The sequence below is a fragment of the Methylacidiphilum infernorum V4 genome (assembly GCF_000019665.1).
GTDB lineage: Bacteria > Verrucomicrobiota > Verrucomicrobiia > Methylacidiphilales > Methylacidiphilaceae > Methylacidiphilum > Methylacidiphilum infernorum.
The window spans coordinates 1,758,471-1,771,637 of record NC_010794.1; the positions used below are offsets into that span (position 1 = coordinate 1,758,471).

At 44.5% G+C, this 13,167-nt stretch carries 12 protein-coding genes; 7 read left to right on the forward strand and 5 right to left on the reverse strand.

From position 1 onward, the window contains the following. Positions 1 to 3: 3 nt before the first annotated feature. The 3 genes from MINF_RS08345 to MINF_RS08355 are packed head-to-tail and all read right to left on the reverse strand — an operon-like array spanning position 4 to position 3,503. Positions 4 to 378: a DUF1844 domain-containing protein gene (locus MINF_RS08345; protein ID WP_148205215.1), complete on the reverse strand. Its 375-nt coding sequence runs from the start codon at positions 376 to 378 to the stop codon at positions 4 to 6. A gap of 51 nt (positions 379 to 429) precedes the next feature. Next, positions 430 to 2,973, reverse strand: coding sequence for a M16 family metallopeptidase (locus tag MINF_RS08350; protein ID WP_012464221.1), 2,544 nt, complete (start codon positions 2,971 to 2,973; stop codon positions 430 to 432). A gap of 38 nt (positions 2,974 to 3,011) precedes the next feature. Further along, the gene (locus tag MINF_RS08355; protein WP_012464222.1) at positions 3,012 to 3,503 is read right to left on the reverse strand and encodes a Minf_1886 family protein; all 492 of its coding nucleotides are present in this window, start codon (positions 3,501 to 3,503) and stop codon (positions 3,012 to 3,014) included. A gap of 368 nt (positions 3,504 to 3,871) precedes the next feature. Here MINF_RS08355 and MINF_RS08360 point away from each other — a divergent pair, with 368 nt between their 5' ends. The 7 genes from MINF_RS08360 (at position 3,872) to pyrE (ending at position 10,884) form a co-directional block, all read left to right on the forward strand. After that, complete coding sequence (locus MINF_RS08360; protein WP_012464223.1) at positions 3,872 to 4,723, forward strand: spermidine/putrescine ABC transporter substrate-binding protein; 852 nt, start codon at positions 3,872 to 3,874, stop codon at positions 4,721 to 4,723. A 126-nt stretch (positions 4,724 to 4,849) separates the two neighbouring features. Continuing rightward, positions 4,850 to 6,112: a tetraacyldisaccharide 4'-kinase gene (gene lpxK / locus MINF_RS08365; RefSeq protein ID WP_048810530.1), complete on the forward strand. Its 1,263-nt coding sequence runs from the start codon at positions 4,850 to 4,852 to the stop codon at positions 6,110 to 6,112. Continuing rightward, the gene (gene waaF, locus MINF_RS08370) at positions 6,087 to 7,094 is read left to right on the forward strand and encodes a lipopolysaccharide heptosyltransferase II (protein WP_238523472.1); all 1,008 of its coding nucleotides are present in this window, start codon (positions 6,087 to 6,089) and stop codon (positions 7,092 to 7,094) included. Before lpxK ends, waaF begins: the two co-directional genes overlap by 26 nt. 26 nt (positions 7,095 to 7,120) lie before the next feature. Next, a complete protein-coding gene (gene murJ / locus MINF_RS08375; RefSeq protein ID WP_148205216.1) occupies positions 7,121 to 8,755 on the forward strand; it encodes a murein biosynthesis integral membrane protein MurJ in 1,635 nt (544 codons plus the stop codon). Positions 8,756 to 8,806: 51 nt separating this feature from the next. Next, a complete protein-coding gene (locus tag MINF_RS08380) occupies positions 8,807 to 9,727 on the forward strand; it encodes a hypothetical protein (protein ID WP_012464227.1) in 921 nt (306 codons plus the stop codon). A 2-nt stretch (positions 9,728 to 9,729) separates the two neighbouring features. Continuing rightward, complete coding sequence (locus MINF_RS08385; protein WP_012464228.1) at positions 9,730 to 10,251, forward strand: hypothetical protein; 522 nt, start codon at positions 9,730 to 9,732, stop codon at positions 10,249 to 10,251. A gap of 54 nt (positions 10,252 to 10,305) precedes the next feature. Beyond that, on the forward strand, positions 10,306 to 10,884 hold the full coding sequence (gene pyrE, locus MINF_RS08390; RefSeq protein ID WP_012464229.1) for an orotate phosphoribosyltransferase: 579 nt from the start codon (positions 10,306 to 10,308) through the stop codon (positions 10,882 to 10,884). A 40-nt stretch (positions 10,885 to 10,924) separates the two neighbouring features. Here the strand turns inward: pyrE and MINF_RS08395 are convergent, their stop codons facing one another. Then, on the reverse strand, positions 10,925 to 11,728 hold the full coding sequence (locus MINF_RS08395; protein ID WP_012464230.1) for an outer membrane lipoprotein-sorting protein: 804 nt from the start codon (positions 11,726 to 11,728) through the stop codon (positions 10,925 to 10,927). 63 nt (positions 11,729 to 11,791) lie between these two features. Next, complete coding sequence (gene glmM / locus MINF_RS08400; RefSeq protein ID WP_012464231.1) at positions 11,792 to 13,165, reverse strand: phosphoglucosamine mutase; 1,374 nt, start codon at positions 13,163 to 13,165, stop codon at positions 11,792 to 11,794. Positions 13,166 to 13,167: the final 2 nt, after the last annotated feature.

Sequence of the window (13,167 nt, forward strand, 5' to 3'; positions counted from 1 at the left end):
TCCTTAGCCATAGCTTTTGAAAAATTTCCTCTTTTCAGGATCGGTTTCAAATGGTTTTTCAATTTTCTTTTCCCCTTGAGATTCTCCCTCCTTCTTGGATTGCCACTCCTTGGCTACTTTGAGATAGGAAAGCCTCAGTTCGGTAAGAATATGTTCCAGTGCATGATGTTCTTCAGCAGTCAGATTGCCCTGGGTCTTTGCTTTCAAAGCTTCAAGTTGATCGATCGCTTCGGCTGCTTCTTGAAGCTTGGGAGATTGCAGCTCATGACCAGGCGCTTTTATTAGTCCAAGGAAAAAAAGGACTTCATGATACTTCATCATGACAAGGCTCACGAAATTTCTGGTAATCTCTTCAGGGGTATATCCAGAACCAGGCATATTATTTCCCTCCATGTTCTTGCTTGTTTACTCCAAAATAAAGGTGCGAAGCTAAGGGTAAACAACTCCTATTACACTGTCTTGAGAGCTGAAAATTCTTTGGGCGGCTTCATTGAGCTCATCCAGGGTGAGTCGTTCAATTTTTTTTATTTTCTTTTCCTCGTAATCCCAACCCAGTCCAAGAAGAGCGTCGATCGTGGAACGCACGACATAAGAAGAAGGATATTGAGAGGCGATCTTTTCTTCACTGAGAAGTTTAGCCCTCGCCCTTTGCAGTTCTTCTTGAGAAAATCCCTCCCTGCATATTTCTTCCACCACCTCCTTGATGAGTTTTTCAACTTCTTCTTTGTATTGTGGATCGGTGCCTGCGATAATGGAAAAGGATCCTCCCTTCCATCCCAAAAAACGCGAAGGAAAAACAAAATAAGCTAACCCTTTTTCTTCTCTTACTTTTATAAAAAGCCTTGATCCAAGGTCAGAAAGAATTTCGGCTATGACTTCGATGGGGACCTGGACGGGATCGTTAATCGGAGGAATCCTAAAAGAAAGCCCGACTATCGCCTGTTCTTTGCCCGGGATTCGCTGCTCAACCCTCAAGGGCTTCTCAAGCTTGGGATAGGGCCAATCCCATTCTTTAGGAATCGCTTTTTTAGGGAAGTCGGAAAAGAAAGATTCAATCCGTTTCAACTCTTTCTCTGGATCGATCGGTCCGCTGATCCCTAGTACCATTCTATTGGTCTGAAAGATCGTAAGAATAAACTGCCGTATATCTTCACCGGTAATCTGTTCCAAGGCTTCTTCCGTCCCCAGGGGATCGTAAGCGTAAGGATGGTTCTGCCAAAGAGCCTTTCTTAAGAGGGACTGGGCAATATAGACCGGATCGTCCATCATTGAGCGGATTTGATGGATCTGTTTTCTCTTTTCAATTTCTAGTTCTGTTTCGAGGCAAGCAGGCTCGTGGATCATTTCAGAAAAAATGCCCAGGGCGTTTTGCCACTCCTCGCTCAAACTTTCAAGATAAAGTCCCGCCGTGTTGTTTCCCGAATCCGCTCCAAAACTTCCTCCAATAACCTCAATGTCCCTGGCGAGTTTTTCAGCCGATCTCCGTTGCGTGCCTTTAACAAGGATGGCGGCGGCAAGTTTCGATAGGCCATTCTTGCTTGGAGGTTCCCACAAAGGTCCTCCATCAAAAGTGGCTCGGTAATATTGAAGAGGCAAAGGATCGGTACGGTATATAAGCTGTATGCCGTTTGAAAGCTCAAAATGTTTTGATGAAGGCTCCGCAAGAGAGGAAGAAACGACTTTCGATTTATGTTTTTTGGGGATGATCTGCACTTGATTGAGTTTCTCTTCACGAAAATACATAGGGATAAGATCGAGGATTTTTTCTTTTTCCAAAGTATAAAGCCTATGTAAAAAACTCTCTCTAAACAAAGGATCCTTGAACATCAGCCATCCGCTACCCACGGTCTCGGCCCGGGATCTTGCCGATCGCAACTCTCTAAGCGATTGAGAAAATTGCTGCCTTATGCAGAGAATAAATTCCTCTTCGGTTATTCCTCTTTGAGGAAAGCCGAGCAGTTCTTCCCAAATTTTCTCACCGACTCTCTCGACATTTTCAGGGCCGCATTGGGCTTCAATACCGAACAGGCCCAGGGAGTCATCAGCAAAAAAAAAGGAATCCACCTGTTGAGCAATGGCTTCTTTTTCAACCAGTTTCTGATGCAAAAGAGAACTGCGGGTTTGGGCTAGAAAGGTTGAAAAAACATTTAAAGCGACGGCATCCTCATGCCCCCATCCCGGAACGCGAAACACGAAGCAAAGCCTGCCCACTTCCGTCTGGATTTCTTTTGAGGCAAACCTCCGAGAAAGCTGGGGAGGTTCATCGGGAAGATCGAGCGGTTCTAAAAACCCTGTCGGTTGATTCGATAAGATTTCCTTGGTTTTTGCAAAAACTGCCTCTGAAGAAACAGCACCAGAAACGACAACAAAGACGTTTTGGGGAACATAGCGACGATGGTAATAGTCCAACACCGCTTCTCTATCGATCGCATCAAACAGTCCGGGTAGGCCGATGATGGGATACTTTAAAGGGTGCCTGCTAAAAGCCGTCTTTAAGGCCAGCTCAAAAAGCAGGCTATCCGGATCATCTTCAACCATGGCAATCTCCCGGCGGATTACCTCCTTTTCTTGGTCAAATTCATCGGGAGGGATGGCAGCATGGAAAACGATATCAGCAAGAATCTCCAAGGCTTCTTTCCAATGAGTGGAAGGAAGGTCGACATGATACACCGTCCGGTTATAAGTGGTATAAGCATTAAGATGGCCTCCAAGGGATTGCATCTCCCATGCAATTTGATTGCCCTTTCTTTTATCCGTTCCTTTAAAAAGGAGGTGTTCGAGAAGATGGGAAATTCCCGATCCCGCATACTTTCCCTCATGAATGCTCCCCGTTGCACACCAAAATTGAAGCGAAACAACATCGGCTTGGTGGAAAGGATCGACAAGAACGGTTAAGCCATTGGGCAGTTCTTCTTGATCGATTTGGGGAAATAAAGATAGAGAAGAGGGCAAGGGTAGGGCTAAGGCGGGCATAATAAATTCCTACTTAGAAAAGGAGAAAAGAAAGGTTCTTATTCCTTGGAATGATTAGGGGTTTTTCCAGAGTCGTCTACCTTTTTTTTGCGTTTTGAAGAAGACTTTCCTTCCTTTCTTGCCTTTTCCTTTTGAGCCGTTTTGGACCGGATCGGCAGAAAGGGTTTTACAAAGGCTGCAGTAAAACTATAGCCTTTTTGAAAATCTTTCATATCCCCCATATCGGTTTTCCCAAGAAGTCCATACAGATCCATGTTTTTGATCATCTGTCCAAAATCCCTGCAACTTTTAACTCCCCACTCGTTGAGAACCAACTTGCTCATCGGACCAAACTCCTTAAGAGCATAATCTTTCAAACCCTCAAGAATCTGCTTCCCACTGAGTTGTTCAATCTTCTGGTGCTTCTGTTTCCCCATGGTCTTCAGGGTATATTCCAGGCCATCTCGAACAAAATAGTAACTTTCCTTTAAATACCGGGAATCTTTCTCGACTATTTCTTCGACAATCGTTGTAAAGTCACGTTTGCGCATACACTCACCTCGTTGGTTTGCTCGTTAAATCGACAGATCGGTCTAATTGAAAAAGAGACAAAAACCTGTAGAAACTTCTCCCCGCCTGGGTTAGAACGCATAGAATCACCAAAAAGAGAATAAGGGCTTGTTCTTTGCGGGTAAACCATGAATTAAACCAGTTCAAGATTTATTCCTATTCTACAACTTCCTTTATTTAATGAAATAACTTTATTTAAACACCTTTTCTTTTTTTAAGATAATCGATCTAAAAAAAAATTAAAAAAAAACAGTTTTTTTCTTCATCGCAACAACCACACAAGCTAATTGTTTAAACATTTGCCTAAGGCTGTTAAACTAAAATCTTTTTATCTTTACCGGATGATTTCATGAGTCTTCATCTTTTAGTCCCCGAGGGGCATCTTCCTGAAACCCTTCTTTCAGATTATCGAACCCGACTCGGAGAGGAGCTTTTGGCTTTTTTCTACAAGGATGAAAATAGTGCCGTAGAACAAATCAAAAGGCAGGATTTCGACATAGTAGCAATAACCGACCGAATGGCTTTCCTGCTTATCGGCCAAGGCCTTCTTGCCCGGCTCCCCGTGGAGAAAAAACTTTTGCCCCCCATCGATCATAAATTTTTATTCCATTATTATGACCAGGCCAATACCTATTGCTGGCCCTACGGGTGGACACTCCTCGGTATCAGCTGGATTCCACGTCCCCATTTAAAGAACTATCCTTTGCGCTGGTCAGATCTCGCTGCTTCCACCTACGAGATTGTTTATCCCCTCGACAGTCTTCTCAAGGCTATGATCATTCATTCTCTTTCCCTGCGTTCTTCAGTAAAATCCTCCCTTCCTTTAAACAATCCCTCCCCCGCCCTTGCCGTTTACGTCGATACGGTTTCCGAGCTTTTAAAAAAAACCGAAAAAGAGTCCAACCGCGTGGTTGTTTTACCCAAGGATTATTCTTGGATTACCCTTTATCATTGGGCTGTCCCTATCCCTAAAAAAGAGATGAATTTTGATAAGATCAAAGAATGTCTCTTTTTCCTTTGCAACCCCCAGCAGCAAGCCGCCATTCTTTCTTGCAACTGGATTGGAGCCGTTTCCATGGAAACCTACATGAAGACAGCGGAAAACCAGAGAAAATCTTCCCTTATCTATCCTCCCGCACATTATTTAAATCTCTGTCGGTTCTTTCGTATGGATCGTTATCCTTTATTTTCATCAAGGTGATCCGCAGGACTCTGAAATGAAAGCAAAAGGAGAGCGTCCAAAGAAATTTTCCAAAGAATCGACTTGAATTTCTCTCTATAACCATTTGTAATAAGTGGACTTTTCCCCGGGTTGCTTCTTTTTTCTATGGCACGCTGGATTGATAAGTTAGAGCAATTCGCCGTTGATGTTATCCTCGAACGACGCTACGGGAAACGGGCCACCGTTTTCCGCTGGTTTCTTTCTTTTTTATCCCTTATCTATAACCCTCTTGTCAGGCTTAGAGTATGGCTTTACAAAAAGAGACTTTTGCGATCTTATGAACTTGGCTGTCTTGTCATTAGCGTGGGCAACCTCACGGTTGGAGGGACAGGGAAAACTCCCCTTGTCGAGAAGCTGGCCAAGGAGCTCTCTGCGGCTGGAAGAAAAGTCGCAATCCTGAGCCGTGGCTATAAAAGCGTTCCTCCTCCCCTCGGGCATAGGCTTATGGCCAAGTTAAAGGGAAGCAAAGAATTTAATCCAAGGGTTGTTTCGGACGGGGAAAAGATTTATCTCAGCCCTTTACATTCCGGAGATGAACCGTACATGCTGGCTAAAAATCTAAAAGGGGTAGCCGTCATCACGGGGAAAAATAGGGTTCAAAGCGGCCTCTGGGCGATTAAAAACATGAACATCGATATTCTCATCCTTGACGATGGCTTCCAGTACCTTCCTTTGAAAGAAAGATTGGATATCGTTCTCATCGACAGGGAATTTCCTTTCGGCAATAGGCATCTTCTACCCAGGGGGATGCTCAGGGAGCCCAAGGATCACCTCAAGAGAGCCGATCTTCTCTTTATTACTAAATGTGATGGATCTAACCTTTCTCCTCTTAAAGAGGAGTTGAGAAAATTCAACAACCATGCGCCGATCATCGAGTGTGTTCATAAACCCCAATATCTCTTCCACATTGTAACAAGAAAAAAAGAACCGCTTGACTATCTCAAGGGCTTGAAAGTCGCCGCGATTTCCGGCATTGCTCAACCCGAAAGCTTCGAAAAGGGATTAAAAAAACTCGGTGCAGAAGTTGTTTATTCTAAGTATTTTGCCGATCACCACTGGTTTTCTGAGCAAGAGATCATTCGCTTCATGGAAAGAAGCAAAGCCCGGAATGCCAAGGCGGCTATTACGACCGAAAAAGATGCCGTGCGCATTCCCACCACCCAATATTTTATCTTACCCTTTTACTTTCTTAGGGTGGAAATAGAGATGTTAAACGGTAAAGAGACTTTTCAATCGATTCTTTTTGAATCAATTTCCCCTGGCAGAAAATATCGAATAGTTTATTCTAGAAAGAGAGAGAGGAGCGACAGAATGACAAACAGTCCCACTTTTGCAGAAAGATGTGAAAAAACATCACAGGGATTTTGAACCGCTTTCCGGTCCTCTTTTAATCCGTTCTCCAAATTGGCTTGGTGACGCCGTGATGAGTATGCCGGCGGTAAAGGGGATCAAAGAGATCGATCGCTCCATTTCGCTCGTCGTAGCCACACCTAGAAAAATTTCCTATCTCTGGTCTCTCTGTCCCTTCGTTGACGAGGTTCTAGAAATAGAACATTCCAAAAATATTTTTGAAAACGTAAAGAAACTGAGAAAGAAAAAAATGGACAGGGCTATCCTCTTTACCCGTTCAGTGAGAACAGCCTTGGAATGCAAGCTTGCTGGAATTCCAAAAATCATAGGTTTTGGGAGAACCGATCAATCCTTTTTCCTTGACAAAAGAGTCCTCCTTTCTCAAGACCTGGAAACCCTTCACCAATCTCAAATCTACATTAGACTTGCCCAATCCTTGGGAGCAAAAAAAGACACCTATTCCTACCCTTTTTTAAAATTACCCGCACAGTGGAAGAAAACTCCACAGCCGATCATTGTAAGTGTTTGTCCCGGAGCCGAGTATGGACCGGCAAAGAGATGGTTTCCTTCTTCTTTTGCCTGGGTTTGTCAACGTTTAAAAGAAAAGTACGGTTGCCACATCCAGATTCTTGGAGGAGAAAAAGATAAAACCGTCTGCAGCGAGCTCGAACAAGCCGTTCAGGAAGCTGAAAATCTTGCAGGCAGAACAACCCTTGCCGAATTTATGGAAAGAATTTATAGCTCCCACCTTCTCCTTTGCAATGATAGCGGGGCGATGCATGTCGGCTCCTTGCTCAATACACCCACGATCGCCATCTTCGGTTCAACCGATCCACGACGAACGGCGCCAATCGGGGGATGTTTTCGAGTAATCTATGAAAAGGTTCAGTGTAGCCCCTGTTTCCTGAGGCGATGTCCTATAGATATGCCCTGCATGCGGGCTGTCAAACCCCAAGATGTTCTTCATGTTTGCGAAGAGTTGTTATCCCTTGGAGGTTAATCCCTGATATTTTTTCGAATACTCTCATGGACAGTACCCAGGCACAAGTACCCAAGAAGACTGCAAGGGCCGTTGGAATAGTCGGCATGGCCGTTGCAGCTTCAAGAATGCTCGGACTTGTCAGGGAACTTGTTTTTGCTTCACTCTTTGGCGCAGGAGCTCTTCTTGATGCTTTCCTAGCCGCCTTCCAGATTCCCAACCTCTTACGCGATCTCTTTGCCGAAGGGGCTTTATCAACCGCTTTTACGACCGTGTTTTCGAAGACTGTCGAAGTCGACGGCAACAAAAGGGCCTTTTTGCTCGCCAACCGACTTTTTAGCGTATTCTTTATTTTCCTTCTTATTGTAAGCCTCCTGGGAATTATTTTCGCTCCTATTCTTGTGGAAATCACAAACTTCGGATTTCACAAAATCCCGGGGAAATTTGAACTGACTGTCCAACTTACCCGTCTTATGTTTCCTTTCATTCTTTTTGTATCCTTGGCTGCGTTGGTTATGGGACTACTCAACGCTTATCATATCTTCGGACTGCCTGCATCCGCATCGAGCGCTTTTAACCTTTCTTCCATTCTTTTTGGCGTCCTCTTTGCCTACCTGTTCGATCCCCAGCACGATATTTTTCACCCCCGTTTCGGTCCCGCGTCCCTCTACGGCATATCCCTAGGAGTCCTCCTTGGAGGGCTTGTCCAGCTCTGCATTCAATTTTTCGCTTTTCCTAAAATAGGCTTCAGATATTCCTGGGAGTTCAATATCGCAGACCCAAAGCTTTTGGAAATTTGGAAGCTGCTTTGGCCTACGATGATCGCCGGGGCGGCTATACAAATAAACGTGCTGATCAACGGCATGTTTGCTTCTGAAATCAACGGAGCAAGATCCTGGCTTAACTGCGCATTCCGGCTAATGCAACTTCCCATCGGAGTCTTTGGAGTAGCGATTGCTACGGTTACCCTTCCTTCAGTTTCAAGACAAGACGCTCGGCGTGATCACCAAGCCTTCGGCCAAACCCTGGAATCTTCTCTTAGACTTGCCTTCTTTTTTACCCTGCCTTCGGCAGTTGGACTGGTTTTTCTATCCGACCAGATCATCGCCCTTATATACCAGCACGGTCGATTCAGTTCTTTTGACACCCTCCAGACTGCTTATGCTCTCAAAGCCTATGCTGTCGGCCTGTGCGGTTACGCTGGCATCAAGGTCCTGACCCCTTGCTTTTCCGCTTTGAATAAACCCCAGGTTCCCCTAAGGGTTACCTTGATAGGTATAGCCATCAACCTCTTATCCAATATTATCCTTGTTAAGATCTTTTCTTTAGGACATGTAGGGCTGGCCGCAACGACATCTTTAGTCAGCCTCCTCAATTTTACCCAGCTCTACCTTTCCATCATCAAGTCCATAAAGGTAGGTGAACTGAAGAAAGGGCTTTTTTTTCTCTTAAAAATCATTTTCTCTAGCGTTCTTTGTGCCTCCTCTGCCCTCTTTTTTTCTCTTTGGATCGGCAAGCTCCTAGGGCAATCCTTTTTTTCTTTATTTTTTTCTACCCTCTTAGGAATCGCCCTAGCGGTCGTCATCTACCTCTTCACTACCTTCGGGTTGGGCGTAGAAGAAGGAAAAACTTTGTTGAGATTTTTATTTAAAAAATTTCATCTATTGAATAAAAAGAATTAAATAAAAGGAAACCCCATCCGGTTAAATAGTTCAACATAAAATGGGCTTATTATGGCTGAAGCTGAAGAAAACACCAAGCTTCCTCGAAGAAGAGGTCGACCTAAAAAACAATCATTTCCCAGATTGCCCTCAAAGAATAGCCAGGAGTTGTTTCTTGAAGGTTCCGCTCCATTCACCGATCTCAACCAGGTAGAAAATAAAATCGAGCAGTTGCAAAAGAAGGCTGAATCTGAAAAGGAACCAACCCAAAAAATCGAAAAAAATAACGTTGAAAACAAACCCGAGGGGCAATCGAAAATTGAAAACTCTCTTCCTGGAGTCCTTCCAAGCGAGGGATTGTCTTCCTTGCCTCCTTTTTCTTTCCCCAAGGGAAAAGGACAAGGGGAAAACACGGCTGATTTCGAATCAGAAAGGCAAATGAAAGCTATGAATATGCCCCAGAATACTGCTGCCGATACTTTGAAAAAAACAATTGAAAAACAGTCCAAGGAACAGAGGTCCTTGCAAAAAATCCTTTCCGTTTTCCTCTTTAGCTTCGTTGCCCTGTTTTGCTTCATCCTCATTCTTGCCGTTTATGGTGCCGTAGTGATCTTTCAGAAAATCCATACCCAAGACGTGCTCATCACCGAAGTGGAAAAAAAACTCCAGGGAAGAATAGATCAGCTTGACGGTCTTGTTCTCCAGCAAAAAAAGGAAATCGATGAATTAGGGACTAGCCTTAACCAGCTTCACTCCTACATTACGGACACCCAAAAAGATCTTTCAAAAATCCGGTCCAAAATTGACGGCCTTGAATCCAAAATTGCCGAGCATTCCCAAAACCTCCAACAAATCAGCGCGGACATCAAACAGGACAAGCAGAACCGGCTTAAAAAAGAAGAAATTCTTCTGAAAAGAATTTCCCTTCTCGAAGAAGAAAGAACAAAGGCAAGCTACGACAGAAAAAGAGCCAAAGCTTCTTTTAATCCCTAGAAATGAGCCTGTTTACCGAATTGCGAAGGATCTCTCAAGATTGGTCTACCCGTATCCAAAGAGCAAAATCCATTCTTTTCCCTGCCCCGTGGAAAGAAGAAAAATGGCTTGAATTCTGTAAATCCCTCTGCCTTTTCATTCAAGAAAGAGGGACCAACTGGGAACAGGATGGTAAATTGTACTGGGATCTGCGTTGCCGACTCAACGATGGCGGAGAATTGGTATGCCAAGTCGAACAGGATGGTCATGAAAAAATATCCCTTGCCGTCGCCCAAACCGGGGGATTTGTTGAGCCCGGAGAGAATTATATATGGCTGCTTGTTGAACTGAACAAGGAAGGAAGATTTCTCAAGGATCCTTATTTTGTCGATGGAGTATGGAAAGAGGCTTTTCTTATCTTTCTTTTACCCCGGCATAAACAAGCTGCTTTTTTTCTTGCCGCCTTCAAAGAGGCAGCTTCTTCTTTACCTCTTGAACGTCCCTCCCCTGGAGTCGACTACAAAGCCTACCTGTTTGATAGATAGAAAACTTTACTTTTTTCATGAACTTGTCGAGCTTGATAACAACACCCTTAAGTTATGGTTGTAATTGACGATAACGATCCTTTGGCCTTAGATCTCCTGGAGAACCTCATCAAAAGCGGTGCCTTGCTCAAAGGACATTTCTTGCTTAGGAGCGGCCTTCACAGCAGGCACTTCCTCCAGTGTGCCCTTCTTCTTCAAAATCCTCTCTTATGTTCCCGTTATGCTTCTTATCTGGCACAAAAATTAAAACACCTCAATGCACAAACCATTGTTTCGGCAGCCATAGGCGGAATCCTTGTTGGTCATGAAGTAGCCAAGGAACTGGGATTAAGGCATATCTACGCCGAAAAAGAAAAACAGGGGATGTGCCTCCGTCGGTTTTATCTCCAAGATTCAGAACGGGTAGTGGTCATCGAAGATGTCATGACTACTGGGGGAACCGTAAAATCAATCATGGATAGTGTAAAGGCGATGAAGGGGGAGGTATGTGCTGTAGGCTGCCTTGTAGACCGCAGCGGGGGAACGATCGATCTTGGTGTTCCCTGTTACTCGCTTTTAAAACTCAAAATTGAAACTTTTCCTCCTGACAGGCTCCCTGAAGACTTGGAAAAGACTCAACCCCTGCGGCCTTGAATTCGTTTGTCCTTTCCTTTCCCAGCAGGACCTAGGACCGCTATTTTTTATCAAGGGATTCTAGGGCTACGCCTGTGTCCGCCTGCGCTTTAGGGTTTTCCCCCGGAGAAAAGTCTAAATTTTCACTTTCTTTAGGCGATAAGGGCTTGCCCTCTTCGATCTGGATATACGTTTTAGAAGAGGAGAGGGTTTTCCCAGGGGGAATCGTCGCTATTTGCATTTCTTTAATGACATAAGCATCCCCTATACGCTGTACACTATTTATATCGAGTCTCTTGACGATTTGTCCCCCAGCATTGTAACCTTCAACCCTCAAAAGCGCATAATAGTCTTCAGCAATCCAGTATCTTACCTTGGCATAGGCCGAGGGGACTGGACCCGGGTAAGCTTCAAAGGCCCAACAACTTAAAGTTTTAATGGAATCGGTTCCCAGGGGTTTTATCTTATCCCAACGGATAAAATCCAGGCAAAGATCCTCATAACTGATATCGGTGTTCAAAATGTGCTTTGTACGGTTAAAACCCGTAATGGGTTGCCAAGGATCTGAGGGATGGTTTTTATAGGCAACATAGGTATTATCGGGATTGATTTCCACGTGGATCTGCAAGGGTAACCCCATAAAATGGTATTCCATGGAACGATCATGAAGAATCAAGGTGATGGGATAAGTATCCTTTGCAGCCTGGATCGAACCTTTAAGGATATAATCCTTGAGCCTAAAATTCCTCCAAAACCTCCCCTGGATGAATTCAAGGGGAGGAGAAGGCTTATCGGGATTGGGCTTGGACCAGAGGAAACAGGAAAGAAAAAAGACAAAAAAAAGGGGAAAAATACGCAAAACCATAGAGTTAATACTTTGCCTCGATTTTTCTTGATCTTGAAAACAATACCCCTTTTTCTTGCATATTCAACTCAATGCTTCTTTAAGAAAAGAGGAAAGCTTTTGACCAACCTGCTGAACCCGTTCTTCCTCCTTGGCCTCGACTAAAAGCCTGATTTTGGGTTCAGTTCCCGAGTATCTCAATAGAACTCGGCCTTTTTTGTCCAAAAGGGCCTGGGATTCATCAAGTAATTTTTTTAGGCCTGGTATTTCTTCCAAAGGCTTTTTTCGACTTACATCTATGTTCCATAATTTTTGGTGATAACGGATCAATTTTTTTCTTAAGCTACCCAGGCTCTTGCCGGTTGAACACATGATTTCTAGTACGATCAAGGCGGCAAGAAGTCCATCCGCTGTTTTTGAATAATCAAAAGGGATGATATGGCCGGACTGCTCTCCACCAAGAGAGAGTCCTTCCCTCGCCAATGCCTCGGCAACATTCCTATCCCCTACAGGAGTACGGATCACCCCTATGCCTTCCGCCTCCAAGGTTTCATCCAGTCCCAGGTTGCTCATAACGGTAACAGCGATCGTATTCTTAGAGAGCCTTTTTTTATCCTTAAAGTCAGAAGCAAGAATGCTTATAATGTCGTCCCCATCGCAAAGTTCTCCATTTTCGTCACAAAGAACCACCCTGTCCCCGTCTCCATCAAGGGCAATTCCTATATCCGCTCCGGACAACCGTACGAACTGCTGGATGTTCTGGGGAAAGAGGCTGCCACAGTTCAAGTTGATGTTTATCCCGTTAGGTTCCTTGCCAAAGGCATAAAGAAAAGCGCCATAATCATCCAGGATCGCCGGAGCGACTTCGAAAGAAGCTCCATTGGCCGTGTCCAACGCAATTTTTATCCCCTTCAAATCCAAGCCCCCTGGGAAAAAGCTTTTAAGGAGATTTTGATACTCCCTGGAGGTATTATCGGGTAAAAAAATCTTGCCAACTTGGGAGCCCGTAGGTCCCTCGGACCCCAACCAATCAAAGCTGCTTATTTCTTTTTCTATCTCTTTTTCGAGATCAACCCCGAGTTTTCCGCCATCATGATCAAAGAACTTTAGACCGTTGTCGTAAAAAGGATTGTGAGAAGCACTGACCATTACCCCGCCTATGGCCCCGTAAACCCTAGAAAAATTACCCACCGCAGGGGAAGGGACCACGCCTAACTCAAAAACATTTACTCCCTGGGAAATCACCCCAGAAATCACGGCATATTCCAGCATCCGGCTCGAGATTCGTGTATCCCTGCCCACGACTATTCCCTGTTTTTTTTTTGATGGACAATGAGCAGTGAAAACCTTGGCGGCCGCAGCTCCCGCGGCAAGGGCAATTTGAGGAGTCATGGGATAAACATTAGCCTTTCCTCTAATGCCGTCGGTGCCAAAAAGGGATTGTGCCTTAGGGTTCATAT

What these genes read in the sequence shown, in the direction of transcription:
- MINF_RS08350 (WP_012464221.1), bottom strand. Translation starts at nt 2,973, where the DNA reads ATGCCCGCCTTAGCCCTACCCTTGCCCTCTTCTCTATCTTTATTTCCC.
- MINF_RS08380 (WP_012464227.1), top strand. Translation starts at nt 8,807, where the DNA reads ATGGCTGAAGCTGAAGAAAACACCAAGCTTCCTCGAAGAAGAGGTCGA.
- MINF_RS08355 (WP_012464222.1), bottom strand. Translation starts at nt 3,503, where the DNA reads ATGCGCAAACGTGACTTTACAACGATTGTCGAAGAAATAGTCGAGAAA.
- MINF_RS08345 (WP_148205215.1), bottom strand. Translation starts at nt 378, where the DNA reads ATGCCTGGTTCTGGATATACCCCTGAAGAGATTACCAGAAATTTCGTG.
- MINF_RS08395 (WP_012464230.1), bottom strand. Translation starts at nt 11,728, where the DNA reads ATGGTTTTGCGTATTTTTCCCCTTTTTTTTGTCTTTTTTCTTTCCTGT.
- pyrE (WP_012464229.1), top strand. Translation starts at nt 10,306, where the DNA reads ATGGTTGTAATTGACGATAACGATCCTTTGGCCTTAGATCTCCTGGAG.
- MINF_RS08360 (WP_012464223.1), top strand. Translation starts at nt 3,872, where the DNA reads ATGAGTCTTCATCTTTTAGTCCCCGAGGGGCATCTTCCTGAAACCCTT.
- lpxK (WP_048810530.1), top strand. Translation starts at nt 4,850, where the DNA reads ATGGCACGCTGGATTGATAAGTTAGAGCAATTCGCCGTTGATGTTATC.
- MINF_RS08385 (WP_012464228.1), top strand. Translation starts at nt 9,730, where the DNA reads ATGAGCCTGTTTACCGAATTGCGAAGGATCTCTCAAGATTGGTCTACC.
- murJ (WP_148205216.1), top strand. Translation starts at nt 7,121, where the DNA reads ATGGACAGTACCCAGGCACAAGTACCCAAGAAGACTGCAAGGGCCGTT.
- glmM (WP_012464231.1), bottom strand. Translation starts at nt 13,165, where the DNA reads ATGAACCCTAAGGCACAATCCCTTTTTGGCACCGACGGCATTAGAGGA.